This is a genomic window from Haloactinopolyspora sp. (assembly GCF_027324685.1).
GTDB lineage: Bacteria > Actinomycetota > Actinomycetes > Jiangellales > Jiangellaceae > Haloactinopolyspora.
Genome location: NZ_DAHVSH010000120.1, coordinates 44,663 through 60,269, shown reverse-complemented (window position 1 = coordinate 60,269; position 15,607 = coordinate 44,663). Strand labels below are relative to the sequence as shown.

At 69.9% G+C, this 15,607-nt stretch carries 15 protein-coding genes; 9 read left to right on the top strand and 6 right to left on the bottom strand.

Features of this window, described 5'->3' with window-relative positions; translation table 11 throughout:
* Positions 1–923, top strand: a 923-nt coding sequence (locus M6444_RS13770; RefSeq protein WP_298328345.1) for a hypothetical protein, incomplete at its 5' end; no start/stop codon positions are given.
* 4 nt (positions 924–927) lie between these two features.
* Here the strand turns inward: M6444_RS13770 and M6444_RS13765 are convergent.
* On the bottom strand, positions 928–2,592 hold the full coding sequence (locus M6444_RS13765) for a DNA repair helicase XPB (protein WP_363326368.1): 1,665 nt from the start codon (positions 2,590–2,592) through the stop codon (positions 928–930).
* Positions 2,593–2,798: 206 nt separating this feature from the next.
* On the opposite strand from M6444_RS13765, the gene M6444_RS13760 reads away from it, so the two are divergent.
* Positions 2,799–4,433, top strand: coding sequence for an LCP family protein (locus M6444_RS13760; RefSeq protein WP_298328339.1), 1,635 nt, complete (start codon positions 2,799–2,801; stop codon positions 4,431–4,433).
* Here the strand turns inward: M6444_RS13760 and M6444_RS13755 are convergent.
* Positions 4,409–5,230 carry a DeoR/GlpR family DNA-binding transcription regulator gene (locus tag M6444_RS13755; protein ID WP_298328337.1) on the bottom strand — a complete coding sequence of 274 codons (822 nt, stop codon included), beginning with the start codon at positions 5,228–5,230 and terminating at the stop codon, positions 4,409–4,411. The genes M6444_RS13760 and M6444_RS13755 overlap by 25 nt on opposite strands.
* A gap of 116 nt (positions 5,231–5,346) precedes the next feature.
* Between M6444_RS13755 and M6444_RS13750 the strand changes: the two genes are divergently transcribed.
* From M6444_RS13750 to M6444_RS13725, 6 genes are all read left to right on the top strand, one after another.
* Complete coding sequence (locus M6444_RS13750) at positions 5,347–6,228, top strand: SIS domain-containing protein (RefSeq protein WP_298328334.1); 882 nt, start codon at positions 5,347–5,349, stop codon at positions 6,226–6,228.
* Positions 6,229–6,231: 3 nt separating this feature from the next.
* On the top strand, positions 6,232–7,131 hold the full coding sequence (locus M6444_RS13745) for an ROK family protein (protein ID WP_298328330.1): 900 nt from the start codon (positions 6,232–6,234) through the stop codon (positions 7,129–7,131).
* A 26-nt stretch (positions 7,132–7,157) separates the two neighbouring features.
* Positions 7,158–8,060, top strand: coding sequence for a 1-phosphofructokinase family hexose kinase (locus M6444_RS13740; RefSeq protein WP_298328327.1), 903 nt, complete (start codon positions 7,158–7,160; stop codon positions 8,058–8,060).
* Positions 8,057–8,914 (top strand): class II fructose-bisphosphate aldolase, encoded by an 858-nt coding sequence (locus M6444_RS13735; RefSeq protein WP_298328324.1) that lies wholly within the window; start codon positions 8,057–8,059, stop codon positions 8,912–8,914. Before M6444_RS13740 ends, M6444_RS13735 begins: the two co-directional genes overlap by 4 nt.
* 198 nt (positions 8,915–9,112) lie before the next feature.
* The gene (locus tag M6444_RS13730) at positions 9,113–9,703 is read left to right on the top strand and encodes a DUF6230 family protein (protein ID WP_298328321.1); all 591 of its coding nucleotides are present in this window, start codon (positions 9,113–9,115) and stop codon (positions 9,701–9,703) included.
* On the top strand, positions 9,700–11,073 hold the full coding sequence (locus M6444_RS13725; RefSeq protein WP_298328318.1) for a DUF6114 domain-containing protein: 1,374 nt from the start codon (positions 9,700–9,702) through the stop codon (positions 11,071–11,073). The genes M6444_RS13730 and M6444_RS13725 overlap by 4 nt, the downstream gene beginning before the upstream one ends.
* 12 nt (positions 11,074–11,085) lie before the next feature.
* Here M6444_RS13725 and M6444_RS13720 read toward each other — a convergent pair whose 3' ends face one another.
* Both M6444_RS13720 and M6444_RS13715 read right to left on the bottom strand, forming a co-directional pair.
* Positions 11,086–12,297: an acyl-CoA dehydrogenase family protein gene (locus M6444_RS13720; protein ID WP_298328315.1), complete on the bottom strand. Its 1,212-nt coding sequence runs from the start codon at positions 12,295–12,297 to the stop codon at positions 11,086–11,088.
* Between the two features lie 11 nt (positions 12,298–12,308).
* The gene (locus M6444_RS13715; RefSeq protein WP_298328311.1) at positions 12,309–12,767 is read right to left on the bottom strand and encodes an SCP2 sterol-binding domain-containing protein; all 459 of its coding nucleotides are present in this window, start codon (positions 12,765–12,767) and stop codon (positions 12,309–12,311) included.
* A gap of 68 nt (positions 12,768–12,835) precedes the next feature.
* Here M6444_RS13715 and M6444_RS13710 point away from each other — a divergent pair, with 68 nt between their 5' ends.
* Positions 12,836–13,456, top strand: a complete 621-nt coding sequence (locus M6444_RS13710) for a TetR/AcrR family transcriptional regulator (protein WP_298328308.1) — start codon at positions 12,836–12,838, stop codon at positions 13,454–13,456.
* Here the strand turns inward: M6444_RS13710 and M6444_RS13705 are convergent.
* Both M6444_RS13705 and M6444_RS13700 read right to left on the bottom strand, forming a co-directional pair.
* On the bottom strand, positions 13,417–14,268 hold the full coding sequence (locus M6444_RS13705) for a MaoC/PaaZ C-terminal domain-containing protein (protein WP_298328305.1): 852 nt from the start codon (positions 14,266–14,268) through the stop codon (positions 13,417–13,419). The two genes, M6444_RS13710 and M6444_RS13705, sit on opposite strands and share 40 nt — an antisense overlap.
* A complete protein-coding gene (locus M6444_RS13700) occupies positions 14,261–15,583 on the bottom strand; it encodes a 3-oxoacyl-ACP reductase (RefSeq protein WP_298328302.1) in 1,323 nt (440 codons plus the stop codon). Before M6444_RS13700 ends, M6444_RS13705 begins: the two co-directional genes overlap by 8 nt.
* Positions 15,584–15,607 lie beyond the last annotated feature (24 nt).

Here is a 15,607-nt window from a genome sequence, read left to right as displayed (position 1 = left end):
GTGAACAAGGACGAGGCGACCATCGAATGTTGAGGCATCGGTTCGGCACCGTCGGGATGTTGCTGGCGGCCGCGCTGCTCGCGACGTCACTGTTCGCCGCTTTCTCACCCGCCGCGCACGCCGACGAACGATGCTGGCTCGAGAAGGTCGAAACCGAAGACGGCATCGAATGGGTGGAGCGGTGCGAAGACTCCGGCGGTGACGACGGCGGCGAAGACGACGGCGACTCCGGCTCCGGCGAGCCGCAATGCGACCTCAGCGTGTACGACCACGTTCACGACGGCGCCACGAAGTGGTGCAAGGGCGACATCGCCTGCTGGGGGAACTTCCCCTCCGTGCTTCCGGAGGAGATGTGGGAGGACCAGACCGGGGAGCCACGACCCAGCCCCGACCACATCATGACGTTCGTGGAATGCGAGGACTTCCCCGACGGCGGCGAGTGGGGATGGTACCTGCCGCCGGAGGAGACCGGGCCGAGTGCGTGGGACCTGGCCTGGCGGGCGTTCGGCTCGCTGGTGACACCGCCGTTCGAGCCGGCGTTCTCGCCGCCCACGCGATCCGTGGTCAACCTCGACACCTGGTACTGGGCTGATGGGCCCGGCTCCGACGCGCTGACCGGCTCGAGCGGGCGGGTCACGGCCATCGCCGAGCCGAGCCACCTGCAGGTCGACCCGGGTGACGGTGCCAAGATGCTCACGTGCGGCTTCGAGACCGCTGAGAACGAGCGCTGCACCCACACGTATCGACAGGCGTCGGTCGGCCATCCCGATGGTTTCCCGGTGCGCATGCGCCTGGTCTACGACGTGCGCTTCGAGGAGAACGGATCCCCGCTGGAACTCGACGGCCTGCCGACCTCGCTCGAGAGCGCTTGGGCGCAGGCGGGTCTGCCGGTCGCCGAGGTGCAGGCGCTGGTCACCCGTTGAGTGATCAGGACGAATCGTCGCTGCGCAACACGTCGTTGTCGTCGATGATGTGGTAGGCGTAGCCCTGCTCGGCCAGGAACCGCTGGCGATGCTGGGCGTACTCCTGGTCCACGGTGTCGCGGACGATCACCGAGTAGAACCGCGCGGTGCGGCCGTCGGCCTTCGGCCGCAGGATCCGGCCCAGGCGTTGCGCCTCTTCTTGTCGCGACCCGAACGTTCCGGAGACCTGGATGGCGACCGCGGCCTCGGGCAGGTCGATGGAGAAGTTCGCCACCTTGCTCACGACGAGCGTCGTCAGCTCGCCGGAGCGGAACTGGTCGAACAGCCGTTGGCGCTCTTTCACCGTCGTCTCGCCTTTGATGACCGGGGCGTCGAGCTGTTCGCCGAGATCGTCGAGCTGATCGATGTACTGGCCGATGATCAACGTCGGTTCACCGGCGTGCCGGCGAACCAGGTTCTCGACCACCCGGTTCTTGCTGTTGGTGCACGAGGCCAGGCGGTAGCGCTCGTCGGCCTCGGCGGTGGCGTAGGCGAGCCGTTCGCTCTCGGTGAGGGTGACGCGGACCTCGACGCAGTCGGCTGGGGCGATGTAGCCCTGGTTCTCGATCTCCTTCCACGGCGCGTCGTACCGCTTGGGGCCGATCAAGGTGAACACGTCGTCTTCGCGGCCGTCCTCGCGCACCAGGGTGGCCGTCAAGCCCAGCCGCCGCCGGGCTTGCAGGTCGGCGGTCATCCGGAAGATCGGTGCCGGAAGCAGGTGGACCTCGTCGTAGACGATGAGCCCCCAGTCGCGGGCATTGAGCAGGTCGAGGTGGGTGTAGGCGCCCTTCCGGCGCGACGTGAGGACCTGGTAGGTCGCGATGGTGACCGGCCGGACCTCTTTCTTGGCGCCGGAGTACTCGCCGATCTCGTCCTCGGTCAGCGATGTACGCCGGATCAGCTCGTCACGCCACTGCCGAGCGGCGACGGTGCTGGTCACCAGGATGAGCGTGGTCGCCTGGGCCTTCGCCATGGCGGCGGCACCCACGAGCGTCTTGCCCGCACCGCACGGCAGCACGACGACACCGGATCCGCCGTGCCAGAAGCCGTCCACGGCTTCGGTCTGGTACGGCCGCAGGGACCAGCCGTTCTCGTCCAGCGTCATCGGGTGCGCTTCGCCGTCGACGTAGCCGGCTCGGTCTTCTGCCGGCCAGCCGAGCTTGACCAGCGCCTGCTTGAGGTTTCCGCGCTCGGACGGGTGGACGACCACGGTGTCGTCGTCGATGCGGGCACCGACCAGGGGCTTGACGCGCTTGGACCGCAACGTCTCCTCGAGCACCGGGCGGTCGCTGGTGCGCAGCACCAGACCGTGGGTGGGGTGGTTGTCCAGCGTCAGCCGCCCGTAGCGATCCATCGTCTCGGCGAGGTCGACGAGCAGGGCGTGCGGGACCGGGTACCGCGAATAGGTCAGCAACGCGTCGACGACCTGCTCGGCGTCGTGCCCGGCGGCGCGAGCGTTCCACAGGCCCAGCGGAGTCAGCCGGTAGGTGTGGACGTGTTCGGGGGCGCGTTCGAGCTCGGCGAACGGCGCGATGGCACGGCGGCAGGCGGCCGCGTCGTCGTGCTCGACTTCGAGCAGCAGCGTCTTGTCGCTCTGGACGATCAGCGGTCCGTCGGTCACGTCAGCCATTGTCCCCGCCGCGGCGCCGTGGGCCAAAGCCGGCGACCTCGGCGATCTGAATCGAGGAACCTACCCGTAGACGTGATCGTTCAGGGGGTCGACGGGGTACGGGACCGGTTGAGGCAGAATGTCGGCGACCGACTGCACGCGACGTCGCCGGCCGGCGAGGGGAGGAACGCCCGCGCACAGGAGCGGCACGAGCGCGGCAAACGCACATGAGCGGCGAGGACACCAGTGGCCGACGTGACCACGCGCGGGGCGAGTCCCGTCATCACGCCGAAGCGGGTCAGCTGGGCTCATCACGCCTACGTCCGCAGGAGTACCGCCGGTTCCTGCGGCGAGTAGGCTTCGGCGCGCTGATTCCTGGCGCCGGGCTCATCGCCGCGGGCCGCCGCGTCTCCGGCTGGTTGGTCCTCACCGGGTTCGTGCTCGTGGTGGCCGGTGCCGCCGTCTACTTCGCTCGCGCCGGCGGGGTCGGCCTGATCCGCCTCGGCACCGATCCCGAACGCATCGAACGCATCGCCTTCGGGCTGCTCGGGCTGGCTGTGGTGTGGCTGCTGCTCGCGGTCATCAGCCTGTACGTGTTGCAGCCGGCCGGGCTGCGCGCAATGCAGCGGCTGACCGCGGCCTTCGTGGTCCTGGTGGTGATGTCGGTCGTGGTGTCGCCGCTGAGCCTCGGCAGCCGGTACGCATTCACCCAGCGCGACTTCATCGAATCGGTCTTCGCCGACGAGGAGGAGCAGCACAGCCTGACCATCCCCAAAGACGCCACCGAGGACGATCCCTGGGCCGGCCAGCCCCGGGTCAACGTGCTGATCCTGGGGGCCGACAGCGGCGACAATCGCGACGGCACCCGTACCGACACCGTCATGGTGGCCAGCATCAACACCGAGACCGGCGACACGGCGTTGTTCTCGTTGCCGCGCAACCTGCAGTACACCCCCATGCCCGAGGGCCCGTTGCGCGAGGCCTACCCCGACGGCTATCACGGCGAACCCGAGGCCGAGTACTGGCTGTCGTCGATGTACCGCAACGTCCCCGCCGAGTTCCCGGAGTACTTCGAGGGCATCAAGGACCCTGGCGCCGAAGCGATGAAGCTCGTGGTCGGCGAGGCGCTGGGCCTGGACATCTCCTACTACGTGATGGTCAACCTGCAAGGTTTCCAGACGCTGGTCGATGCGCTCGGCGGCGTCGAGATCGACGTGCCGTACCGCATTCCGACCGGGACGAAGAAGCTCGCCTGGGGCGGTTGTTCGGAGCCCAGCAACTGGATCGAGAAGGGCGAGAATCAGCATCTCGACGGCTACCACGCGTTGTGGTTCGCCCGAGCGCGGTGCGGGCCGCCGCCGGTCGACGACGACTACGAACGGATGCGCCGCCAGCGCTGCGTCATCGGGGCGATCGCCCAGCAGTTCAACCCGTTCAACGTCCTACGCCGCTACCAACAGCTAGCTTCGGCGGCCGAGGACACCATGTCCACCGACATCGGGCGTGGCCGGCTGGACGACTTCGCCGAGCTCGCCCTGAAGGTCCAGGACGCCGGCATCCGGAGCCTGCCGTTCACCAACGAGATCGTCGAGTACCACGACCCTGACTACGACCTCATCCGGGACTTCGTCGAGGAGTCCCTGGATCCGCCGGACGACGACGAGCGTGTGAGGACGCCCGAGGGTGTGGCGACACCTGACGGTGAGGCGACACCTGAGGGTGAGGCGACACCTGAGGGTGAGGCGACGCCCGAGGGCGAGGCGACGCCTGAGGGTGAGGAGACGCCCGAGGGCGAGGAAACCCCGGGCGACACGGCGCCCGACGAGTCCGGCGGCGCTCAGGCCATCTCCGAGGTCTGCTGACCCGCGATTCGGACGTCCACACCAGCCGCTTCCAGCGCCGCCACCTCGTCCCTCGGAGCGTCGGCGTCGGTGACCAGCACGTCGACCTGGTCGACGGCACAGATGCGGGCGAAGGCTCGCCGGCCGATCTTGTCCGCACCGGCGACGATGACGACCCGCTCGGCTCGCTGAACCATCTTCGCATTGATGCCGGCCTCACCGTCATGCTCGCAGGAGGCCCCGCCGTCAGCGGACAAGCCGTCCACACCGAGCACGAGCAGGTCCAGCCAGAGCTCGTCGAGCACCATGCTCGCCAGCGGGCCGGTCATCTCGTACGACTGCGGGCGGGCCACGCCGCCGAGCGACACGGTCCGGACGTGCGGACGCAAGACCATTTCGGCGGCGATGTTGAGCGCGTTGGTCACGACCGTGAGGGCAGGCTCGGCAGCCGAGCGGGTCGGCTCGATCGCTGCGGCCAGCCGGCGGGCGGTGGCCGATGTCGTCGTTCCACCGTTGAACCCGACCACCGTGCCTGCGTTCACCAACTCGGCCGCGGCCGCCGCGATGCGCTCTTTCGCATCGTGCTCGGCCGACGCGCGATACCGCGCCGGCAGGTCGTAGGCGACCGACGTCGCGACGACGCCGCCGTGCGTGCGCGTGACCAGCTGCTGGCGAGCCAGGTCGGTGAAGTCACGGCGCACGGTCGCCTCGGACACGCCGAGAGCCGTCGCGGTCTGGCTGACGGTCAGCCGGCCGTGCTCGGCGAGCAGATCGAGCAGGCGCCGCCAGCGGTCGGAGCGGTCTGGTTGGTCGTTCACCTCGGTCCCTTCGTCCTGCGCGGGCGCGTGGCGCTATCCGTCGCCGTGATTGTATGTACTCGTTTTAGGATAGTTCCGCGCACAATTCGTCGCGCGGACGCCGAGAGGACGATCGATTGAGTACACGCACGAAGGCCGAGATCGCGAGTCAGCCCGCCTGCTGGCGGCGCGTGAGCGAGGCGCTGCCACCGGCAGCTGCCGCCCTGCCGGTCGCTGGTGAGCGCGTGGCCGTGGTCGGCTGCGGCACCTCGTGGTTCATGGCGATGTCCTATGCCGCGCTACGCGAGCAAGCCGGCCAGGGCGAGACCGACGCGTTCACGGCCTCGGAGCTGCCGGACGGGCGCTCGTACGACGCCGTGGTGGCGATCACCCGGTCCGGCACCACCACCGAGGTTATGCAGGCGCTGCGTCGCGTCGATGCCCCGCGGACCGTGGCGGTGACCGCCGTGGCCGGATCACCGGTCACCGAGGCAGCCCAGCGCAGCGTGGTGCTCGATTTCGCCGACGAAACGTCGGTCGTCCAAACCCGCTTCGCGACCACCGCGCTCGCCCTGCTCCGGGCCCACCTGGGCCACGACGTCGCGGCGCTCGCCGCCGGCGCGGAGCAGGCGCTGGCCCAGCCGCTTGTCGACGCGGCACAGATCAGCCAGGTCACCTTCGTCGGGACCGGCTGGACCATCGGGCTGGCGCACGAGGCCGCCCTCAAACTCCGCGAGGCAGCACAGTTCTGGACCGAGGCCTATCCAGCGATGGACTACCGGCACGGCCCGATCGCCATCGCCGAGCCGGGACGCCTCGTGTGGTCGTTCGGGACGCCGCCGCCCGGGCTGGACTCCGACGTCGCCGCGACCGGCGCGACGTTCATCACCAGCGATCTCGACCCGCTGGCCCACCTCGTCGTGGCGCAGCGGTTCGCCGTTGCGCTCGCCGAGGCCAGGAGCCTGGACGCCGATCGGCCGCGGCACCTGACCCGCGCGGTCGTCCTGCCGGGAGAGTGACCGGTGGCCGAGGTGATCGCGGTGGACGTCGGTGGTACGTCGATCAAGGCCGGCGTCGTGCGTCGTGACGGGAGCCTGGTCGAGACGTCGCGGGTTCGCACCCCACCGGCCGGGCAGGACGGCGCGGCGGTCCTGGATGCTGTGGCCGGTCTCGTCGACGCGCTGCGCGGGCCTGCGCAGCCCGTCGCGGTCGGCGTCGCGGTGCCCGGTGTCGTGGACGAAGACGCCGGCGTCGCCGTCCTGTCGGAGAACCTGACCTGGCAGGACGTCCCCATCGCGGCAGCCTTGACCGCCCGGCTCGGCTGCCCGGTGGCGGTTGGACACGACGTGCGGGTCGGCGGCCTGGCCGAGCACCGGATCGGCGCATGTCAGGGCAGTACCAACGCGGCCTTCGTCCCGGTGGGCACCGGAATCGCCGCCGCGCTGGTGATCGACGGGCGGATCTGCCGGGGCGACGGGTATGCCGGCGAGGTCGGGCACATCGACGTCGGGCATGACCTCCCGTGCGCGTGCGGCGGGCGTGGCTGTCTCGAGGCGATCGCCTCGGCCGCGGCGCTGGCGCGGCGCTACACCGAACGCACCGGCGTGCGGGTGGACGGCAGTCGCGAGGTCGCCGAGCGGGTGCGTCAGGGGGACAAGGATGCGCTGGAGGTCTGGGGCGATGCCCTCGACGCGCTCGGCCACGGGCTGGCCACCCTGGTGGGCCTCGTGGCGCCGGAGGTGATCGCCATCGGCGGCGGCTTCGGGGAATCGCCCGACCTGGTGATCGAACCGTTGCGCTCGCGGCTGCGGTCGCGGTTGACCTTCCACCGCATGCCCCGCGTCGTCCCAGCTGAACTGGGTGAGCGCGCGGGGTGTGTCGGTGCTGGCCTGCTCGCGTGGGACCGGGTGGCGCCCGGATGACGGCCTCTGCGCGTCCCGTGGTGAGCGTGACGCCCAACCCTGCGCTCGACATCACCTACGAGGTCGACGACCTGCGGGTGGGGCAGTCGCATCGAGTTTCGCGGGTCCGCGAACGGGCTGGCGGCAAGGGGATCAACGTCGCTCGGGTGGTCCGGGCGCTCGGCGAGCCGGCTGTCGTCGTGGCGCCGTTCGGCGGGCGCACCGGAGACGCGCTGCTCCACTCGCTGCGCGCCGACGGTTTCGAGGTGGCGGCCGTGCCCGTGGACGCCGAGACCCGCCGAACGGTGACGGTGGTGTCCGGCGGTGAGGCCACGGCGTTGAACGAGGCCGGGCCGGCGCTGAGCGCGCCGGACTGGGACGACGTCGTCGGTGTCACCGGGCGGGCGCTCGAGGCGCCGGGTGCCCTGGTGGTCTCGGGTAGTACGCCGCCCGGCACGCCGCCGGACCTGCACGCCCGGTTGATCGAACACGCTCGCCGCGCCGGTGTGCCGGTCGTCGTGGACACCTCCGGCCCCGCCCTGCTGCGCGCCGCCGTGGCAGGACCGGACCTGGTCAAGCCGAACGTGGACGAACTGCGCGCGGCCACGGGCGAAACCGACGTCGTCGTCGCTGCTCACGCTCTCCTCGAGCGGGGTGCTCGCCAGGTGGTGGTCTCCCTGGGAGGCGACGGTCTGGCGGGCTTCGCGGCCGGGGCCCAGCCCTGGCGGGTCCGCGCTGTCCCCGGGCTGACGGGGAACCCGACCGGAGCGGGTGACGCGGTCGTCGCCGCCCTGGCGCTGGGCCTGGTGGCCGGCACGCCGTGGCCCGAGGTCCTGGTGCGCGCGACCGCGCTGGGCGCCGCCGCCGTCCTCGCCGACGTCGCCGGGGACGTCGATCTCGCTGCCTACGAGCGGTTCCGGCCCACTCTCACCGCGGAGCGATACCGATGACATCGACGTCGATACGAGCCCTGTTCGACCGTGCTGTGGCACACGGCGGCGGTGTAGGCGCGTTCAACGTGATCCTGCTCGAGCATGCCGAGGCGCTCGTCGCCGGTGCCGAGCAGGCCGGCGCCCCGGTCGTGCTGCAGATCAGTCAGAACTGCGTGCGCTATCACGGCTCGTTGGCGCCGATCACGCTGGCCACGCAAGCGGTGGCCGAGGCAGCCGAAGTTCCGGCCGTGGTTCACCTCGACCACGCTGACGACGTCGAACTTGTGCATGAGGCCGTGGCCTTGGGCGTGCGCAGCGTGATGTTCGACGCGTCCGCGCTGGACTACGACGCCAACGTCGCGGCGACACGAGAGGTCGTCGCGTTCTGCCACGCACGTGGCGTCGCCGTGGAAGCCGAGCTGGGCGAGGTCGGCGGCAAGGACGGCGTACACGCGCCCGGCGTGCGAACCGATCCGGGCGAGGCCGCGGCGTACGTGGCCGCCACCGGTGTCGACTCCCTCGCCGTGGCGGTGGGCACGTCACATGCCATGCGTACGCGCGACGCGGTCGTCGACCATGCGCTCATCGCCGAGCTCCGGGCCCAGGTACCGGTGCCGCTGGTCCTGCACGGCTCGTCCGGTGTGCCCGACGCCGAGCTCACCCGGGCCGTGGAGAACGGCATGACCAAGGTGAACATCTCCACGCACCTGAATGCCGTGTTCACCGACGCCGTCCGGCAACGTCTCGCCGACGACCCGCAGCTGGTCGATCCGCGGAAGTACGTTCGCGCGGGCCGGGACGCGGTCGCGGCCGAGACGGCTCGCCTGCTGGGCGTACTGCGAGCCCATGACGGAGCTGTTACCGAATTGTGATCCGTGTGGTCGCCACGCTCATGTCGCGCGGCGGAATTGTGCTGACCTGCGATGTTACCGATGCGTCAAGTTTGGCGCGGTTGCGGTAAGGTCGGCCGCATTCACGTAGAAGTTACGCGCCAGTAGCAAAGGTCTTGTGGTTCTGCTCGCCGAGGGTGCAGCATCTCGCCCTAAGCATTGCGGATCGAGGAGGATTCGTTGAAGAAGCGCACTCGCACTCGGTGGCGGAGGTTCGCCGCCGCTGCCGTTCCGGCGACCGCTGTCGCCGCCATTCTCATGGTCGGTATCGCCAACGGTGCGGTGCCTGTGGCCTTGAACGTCTCCGGGCAGACCTTCAAGGTTTCTGCCGATCAGCTCGTCGGTGAGGGATTCGACCAGTACGGCAGCATGGTCGTGACGGCTGACGGCGAGGAGATCCCCGTCGCCGTGTCGGACATCAAGCACGCCGAACTCACCAACCTGTGCCAGTCGGTGGCCACCCCGGGCCTTCCGGTCACCCTGGTGATCCGTGCCGGCGGCGACGAGCCGGCCGTGGCGAAGAACCTGACGATCGGCATGGACGAGCTCCGCGGCGACGCCACGTTCTCGAACATCGACATCGGTGTCGATGCCGCTCAGCTCACCAAGGGCGGCGGTTCCGGGCGCGAAGGCGACACCGGCCAGGAAGCTGACTCGGTGAAGATCACCGGTCTGGAGCAGAAGGCTTACACCACTCACGCGGGCACGTTCACGCTCAACGGGCTGTCGATGAAGGTCAGCGCGTCCGGCGAGGAGTGCTTCGACTGGTGACGCTGCGTCGGGCTCGCGAGCGCTTCCGGGCGTGGCGGCATCGGCGGCCCTTCTGGGCCGGCATGCTGACGATCCTGTCCGGTGTGCAGGTCTTTGCCAGCACCCAGCTGACGGTGGGCAGCCTCCAGGTGCGTATCGGCATCGAGGGGCTGCAGAGCATCGTCATCCCCGTCGTCCTGGTGCTCGCCGGGTTGCTGATCTGGTTCATGCCTGCTCACCGCGTCTTCTACGGTGTGATCACGCTGGTCGTGGCGCTGTACTCGATGGTGGGCGTCAATCTCGGCGGGTTCCTGATCGGCATGATCCTGGGCGTGGTGGGCGGTGCCCTGGCGGTGGCGTGGATGCCGCGCGAGACCGACCTGGACGAGCCGCGCAGTCAGGTCGGCGACGGCCTCGATGACGACACCCTCGGGGTGGACGACCTCCTCGGCGGCGCAGAGCCGGAACCGGAACCGCAGCCGGACGCTCACGCCGAACCCGACGTCGAGCCCGGTGCCGACCCCGAAGCCGAACCCGATGTCCAGCCCGGGCGCCGGGCCAGGCGGCGCACGGCGTTCGCGGCCGGCGCCGGATCAGCAGGCATCGCGCTGGTCGCGCTCGCTGTGCCGAGCATCGCCGGACCGTCGGCGGTCGCACTGCCGGCCCTGATCCAGTGGCCGACGCCGTCCGACGAGCCCAGCCCCTCACCCACCCGGACCGGGCCGATCGTCCCGACCGGCATTCCCGTGCCGACGACTCAACCCTCGCCCACCTCGTCGCCCACCGGTGACCCCGAGGACCCGGACCCCGAGGACCCGGACCCCGACGAGCCCGACCCGGACGAGCCGGACCAGCCCGATCCCGACGAGCCCGAGGAGCCCGGCGACCCCACCACGCCGCCGACGCCTGACCCGGACCAGCCGGTCATCGAGGTGCCCGAAGGCGAGACCCCCGCGGAACCGCGAGCCATCGTGACCCCGGAGAACCTCGCCGGTGAGAATCCCGGGCACCTGAAGGGTTCGCAGTTGGTCATGAACGGACTGTCCTACGACGGTGTCGTCGAGGTCCCCACCGCGACCGGATCGATTCCGTCGCTGCAGTTCTCCATGGACAAATCCGTCGTTTCGGACTTTTCGTTGCTGGTCCCTGGTTCCGACGGCCACGACTTGCTCACGCTGGCCGATGAACTGACGGTCGAGGGTGACGTCAAGTTCTATACGAACCGGTTCTCCGGCCAGCTTCTGGGTATTCCACTGACGTTCACGCCCGACTTTCCGCCACCGCTGGTGCTGTCGGACATGACTTTCACCAACCCGGACATCAATCTCGTCTACATCGCCAGCGATTCACTCACCGCTGCGAACAACCGGCAGCACTTCACCGAGGACTAGCTCGACGGCGATTCAGCGCAGGCTCGCACCGGTGATCGCGCGCGCGATCACCAACCGCTGGATCTCCGAGGTTCCCTCGAAGATGGTGTAGAGCTTCGCGTCCCGGTACATCCGCTCGACGGGGTGCTCACGGCTGTAGCCCGCGCCGCCGAGGATCTGAACGGCCTTCTCGGTCGCCGCGACGGCTACCTCGCCGGCTTTCAGCTTGGCCATGGACCCTTCACCGGCTGTGTGCCGTTGATCGGTGCGAGCCATCGACGCCGCGCGCCAGACGAGCAGTCGGGCTGCGTCGATCTCGGTGTGCAAGTCGGCCAGGGCGAACGCGATGGCCTGGTGTTCGGTGAGGGGGCGGCCGAACTGGACGCGCTCGCGGGCGTAGTCCCGCGCGTACTCGTAGGCCGCCCGGGCGATGCCCAGCGCTTGAGCACCCACCGTGGGCCGGCTGACTTCGAAGGTGGCCATGGCGGCCTGGGAGCGAGCGGAACGTCCTTCACGTGCAGCTGCCAGGCGTCGATCGAGGCGTTCTTTCCCGCCGAGCAGGCACCGCCCCGGGACCCGCACGTCGTCGAAGAAGACGTCGGCGGTGTGTGATGCGCGCAGACCCAGCTTGGCGATCTTGCGGGTGCTCTCGACACCTCGGGAACCGGGCGGGACGACGAACGCCGCTTGGCCACGCGAGCCGAGGTCGGGTTCGACCGCTGCTGTCACGACATGGATGTTGGCGATGCCACCGTTGGTGATCCAGGCCTTCTGCCCGCTGATGATCCACTCGTCGGATGCCTCGTCGTACCGGGCGCGAGTGCGCATCGACGACACGTCGGAGCCGGCGTCGGGCTCTGACGTGCAGAACGCCGCCACCTGGGGCTCGTCGGCGTCGCCGAAGCACGCCGGTACCCACTCGGCCAGTTGCTCTCCGGTGCCTGCGGCGAAGATGCTCGCCACGGCAAGGCTCGTCCCCATGATCGACATGGCGAGGCCGGCGTCGCCCCAGAACAGTTCCTCATTGAGGATCGGCAGGGACAGGCCGGTGGGGTCCGACCAGGTCTCGGCCAGCGACTCGAACCCGTACAGCCCGATCTTGGCGGCCTCTTGAATGATCGGCCACGGCGTCTGCTCGGCTTCGTCCCATTCCCGTGCCGCCGGGCGCAAGACGTCGGCGGCGAAGCCGTGGACCCAGTCGCGTAGCTCGCACTGTTCCTCGCTGAGGGTGAGCGAAAAGACCATCGTGGCTCCGTTCAGGCGCGGGGGATGTCGAAGTACCGAGTGAGGCTCGCGGCCAGGCCGAGGTCGCCGTCCGCGCGCAGCTTGCGCGTCATGAACAGCGTGGGCCCGCCGGTGTTGCCGGAGACGAGCTTGAGGAAGTCGACGTCGCCGATGGTGATCGTCACCCGTGGCGCTACGTCCGAGGCTCCCTTGCTGGTGGTGCACTGCCCCTGCGTCATGGTCAGCTCGTACGTCGTCTCGGCTTCCTCGCCGGCGGACCGCAGCCGCCAGCGCACGGTGGCGTCGAGGTGGGCGCCGACGTCGGAGCGGAACTGGTCGGCCATCCGGGCGAAGACCTCGTCCAGCACCCGCTCGCGTGTCGGACCGGCCATCAGGGTGTGCAGGTCGCCGCGGTCGGCGGACTTGACGATGCGGGCGAACTCGTGCGGAGAGATCTCGCTGAAGTCGAGCGAGGACAGGTCGGCAACCATGCGACTCCTTACCAATGAGTAAGTTTACTGATGGGTAAGGTTACGGGGCCGTAGATTAGAGTGGCAAGGTGACCGGTGTCGCCAACCCCAAGCGGCTGCCGCGCGCGGTGCGCGAGCAGCAGATGCTCGACGCCGCGGTCCGCGTGTTCGCCGACCGTGGCTACCACGGAGCGTCCATGGACGAGGTCGCCGAACTCGCCGGGGTCTCCAAGCCGATGGTGTACCTGTATCTGGGGTCCAAGGAGGACCTGTTCGGCGCGTGCATCCGCCGGGAAGCGGCGCGGTTGATGGAGCGCATCACCTCCGCCGTCCACGATGCCGCGACCATCGAGTGCCGCCTCGTGTCCGGCTTCGAAGCCTTCTTCGGCTACGTCGCGGAGCACAAGGACAGCTGGAACGTGCTGTACCACCGCGCCCGGGCACTCGGCCCGCCGTTCGCCGACGAGGTCGACCGAGCCCGCCACGACATCATCGACGCCGTCACCGGCTTGGTCGATCAACGCGGGGCTTCGGCTGGCGAAGCCGGAGCGCTGTCGCATGCCCTGGTCGGTGCCGCCGATGCGCTCGCGGAGTGGGCGAGCCGGACCGGCGAGCCGGCCACCGTCACGACGGCGCGGTTGATGAACCTGGTGTGGATCGGCATCGAGCGTCAGATCGACGGCGCGTCGTGGCGGCCCGCGTCGTCGTGAGCTCGTAGCGAGCCGCTCACATGGATCCGCCCGTTCAGGGAGCGGACCACGAACCGGTCACGTGCCGGCGTCGCGGCGAGGATCAACGTCGTCGGCAGGGTGACCGGTGCCATGAAGTCGACGGCGACCGTGGTGGCGCTCGGCTGTTCAGGTTGCAGACTGCTCAGCGCCCGAGCCGTCGTCCACATGCCGTGCGCGATCGCCCGGCGGAAACCGAACGGCCGGGCCGTGAGCGCCGACAGATGGATGGGGTTGCGATCGCCGGACACCGACGCGTACCGGCGGCCGATGTCAGCGGCGGCCGGCCATCGGTCGATCTCGGGCCAGGCGCTCAGGTCGTCGTCGGTGGAACGCGGCGGCGCAGCGCCGCGAGTCCGAGTGTCGCGGCGAAGGTACGAGCTGCGCTGCGACCACACCGGCTGTCCGGCGACGCTGACCTCGGTGTGGACGTCGATGACGCGTCCGCGGTGGTGGGGTCGTGGTTCCCCGGCGGTGGCGCGCAGGTCGAGCGAGTCGGTGATGCCGATCGGGTGGTGCTGGGTGACGACGTCGTGGACGTGAATGAGCCCGGGGGCGGGGAAAGGGAAGTCACGCCTGCTCATCACGCGCATGGTGAGCCCGAACGCCAGCACGTGTGGGTACAGGATCGGTAGCGGGTCGACCTCGTGTGCGCCGCACACCCGCGCGTACGCCGCGACCCGGTCGGGATCGACCCGCAGGCCGTCCCGCTCGAGGTGCACCGGGTGCGCAGGTGGCGGCTGGCGGGGGACGAGCACCGACACGGCGGCCCGGAGCAGGGTGAAATCAGGCACCGAGCAACGCCTGCCCGCACACTCTGATCGTCTGGCCGTTCACCCCGGCCGTGGCAGGAGCGGCCAGCCAGGCCACGGTCTCGGCGACGTCGATCGGTTGCCCGCCCTGCCCGAGGCTGTTGAGCCGGCGAGCGACTTCGCGGGTGAACGCGGGCATCCGCGCGGTGAGCCTGGTCTCGATGAAGCCCGGAGCCACCGCGTTGATCCGGCGGCCGGAATCGCGCAGGCTCGCTGCCAGTGCGTCGACCAGTCCGATGACACCCGCCTTGCTGGCGGCGTAGTTCGTCTGCCCACGGTTGCCCGCGATGCCGTTGATCGACGACGTCGCGACGATCGCACCGCCCTCGCGCAGCAGGCCGTCGGCGAGGACGGCCTCGGTCAGCCGCTCGGTGGCGGTGAGGTTGACGTCGAGCACCGACGACCACCGGTCGGCGTCCATCCGAACCAGCGTCTTGTCCCGGGTGATGCCGGCGTTGTGCACCACGACGTCGACTCCGTCATGAGCCTGCCGCAGATGTGCGGCGATCCGGTCGGCGGCGTCTGAATCGGTGAGGTCGACGCTCAGCGGATGCCCGCCGATGCTCGCGGCGACGTCGCGTAGTGCGTCGTTCTGGGCCGGCGTGTCGACGCAGACGACCTGGGCGCCGTCGCGTGAGAGCACCCGGGCGATGCTGGCGCCGATCCCGTTCGCCGCCCCGGTCACCAGCGCCACAGTCGAGTCGAGGGGGCGGTCCCAATCGATCGGTGCGGGTGGTTCCGGTGCTGCCGTAACGCGGACGACCTGGCCGGACACGTAAGCCGAGCGGCCGGAGAGCAGGAACCGCAGCGCCGACTGGGCGTCGTGCTCGGCTCCCGGCTCGATCTGGACCAGGTTGGACGTCGCCCCGTCGCGCAATTCTCTGCCCAGCGAGCGGGTGCTGCCCTCGAGAGCCCGCTGCGCGACGGCAGCGCTGGTCGTGGCGGCGGTGTTCGGTGGAAGCCCGGCTGTCACGACGCGCGCGTGCGGCCGCAGAGAGCGCATGATCGGCGACAAGAGCCGAGGGACGACGTCGAGTTCGCGGCTGGAGCGCACACCTCGGGCGTCCAGGACGACCGCGGCGCAGCCGTTCGGGGGTGTGCGGGTGTGGACGTCGACGCCGAGCGAGTGCACCACCTCGGCGAGGTCGTCTGCGGCGTTCAGGAGGAGAACGGGCCCGTCGGTCAGCGGCTCGCCGGGCCGGTACCGGCGCAGCGGCACGGGAATCGGGAGCGACAACCGGCGCAGCGCCGCGCGTCCGAGAGCGCTGTTGGCGATCCGGAAGTAGGGGTCGGACATGGCCCGAGATCTTACTGGTCAGTA

Bases quoted from the DNA above. Each gene is read 5' to 3' on its own strand.
- M6444_RS13765 (WP_363326368.1), bottom strand. From the start codon at position 2,592: ATGGCTGACGTGACCGACGGACCGCTGATCGTCCAGAGCGACAAGACG.
- M6444_RS13760 (WP_298328339.1), top strand. From the start codon at position 2,799: ATGAGCGGCGAGGACACCAGTGGCCGACGTGACCACGCGCGGGGCGAG.
- M6444_RS13735 (WP_298328324.1), top strand. From the start codon at position 8,057: ATGACATCGACGTCGATACGAGCCCTGTTCGACCGTGCTGTGGCACAC.
- M6444_RS13720 (WP_298328315.1), bottom strand. From the start codon at position 12,297: ATGGTCTTTTCGCTCACCCTCAGCGAGGAACAGTGCGAGCTACGCGAC.
- M6444_RS13715 (WP_298328311.1), bottom strand. From the start codon at position 12,767: ATGGTTGCCGACCTGTCCTCGCTCGACTTCAGCGAGATCTCTCCGCAC.
- M6444_RS13700 (WP_298328302.1), bottom strand. From the start codon at position 15,583: ATGTCCGACCCCTACTTCCGGATCGCCAACAGCGCTCTCGGACGCGCG.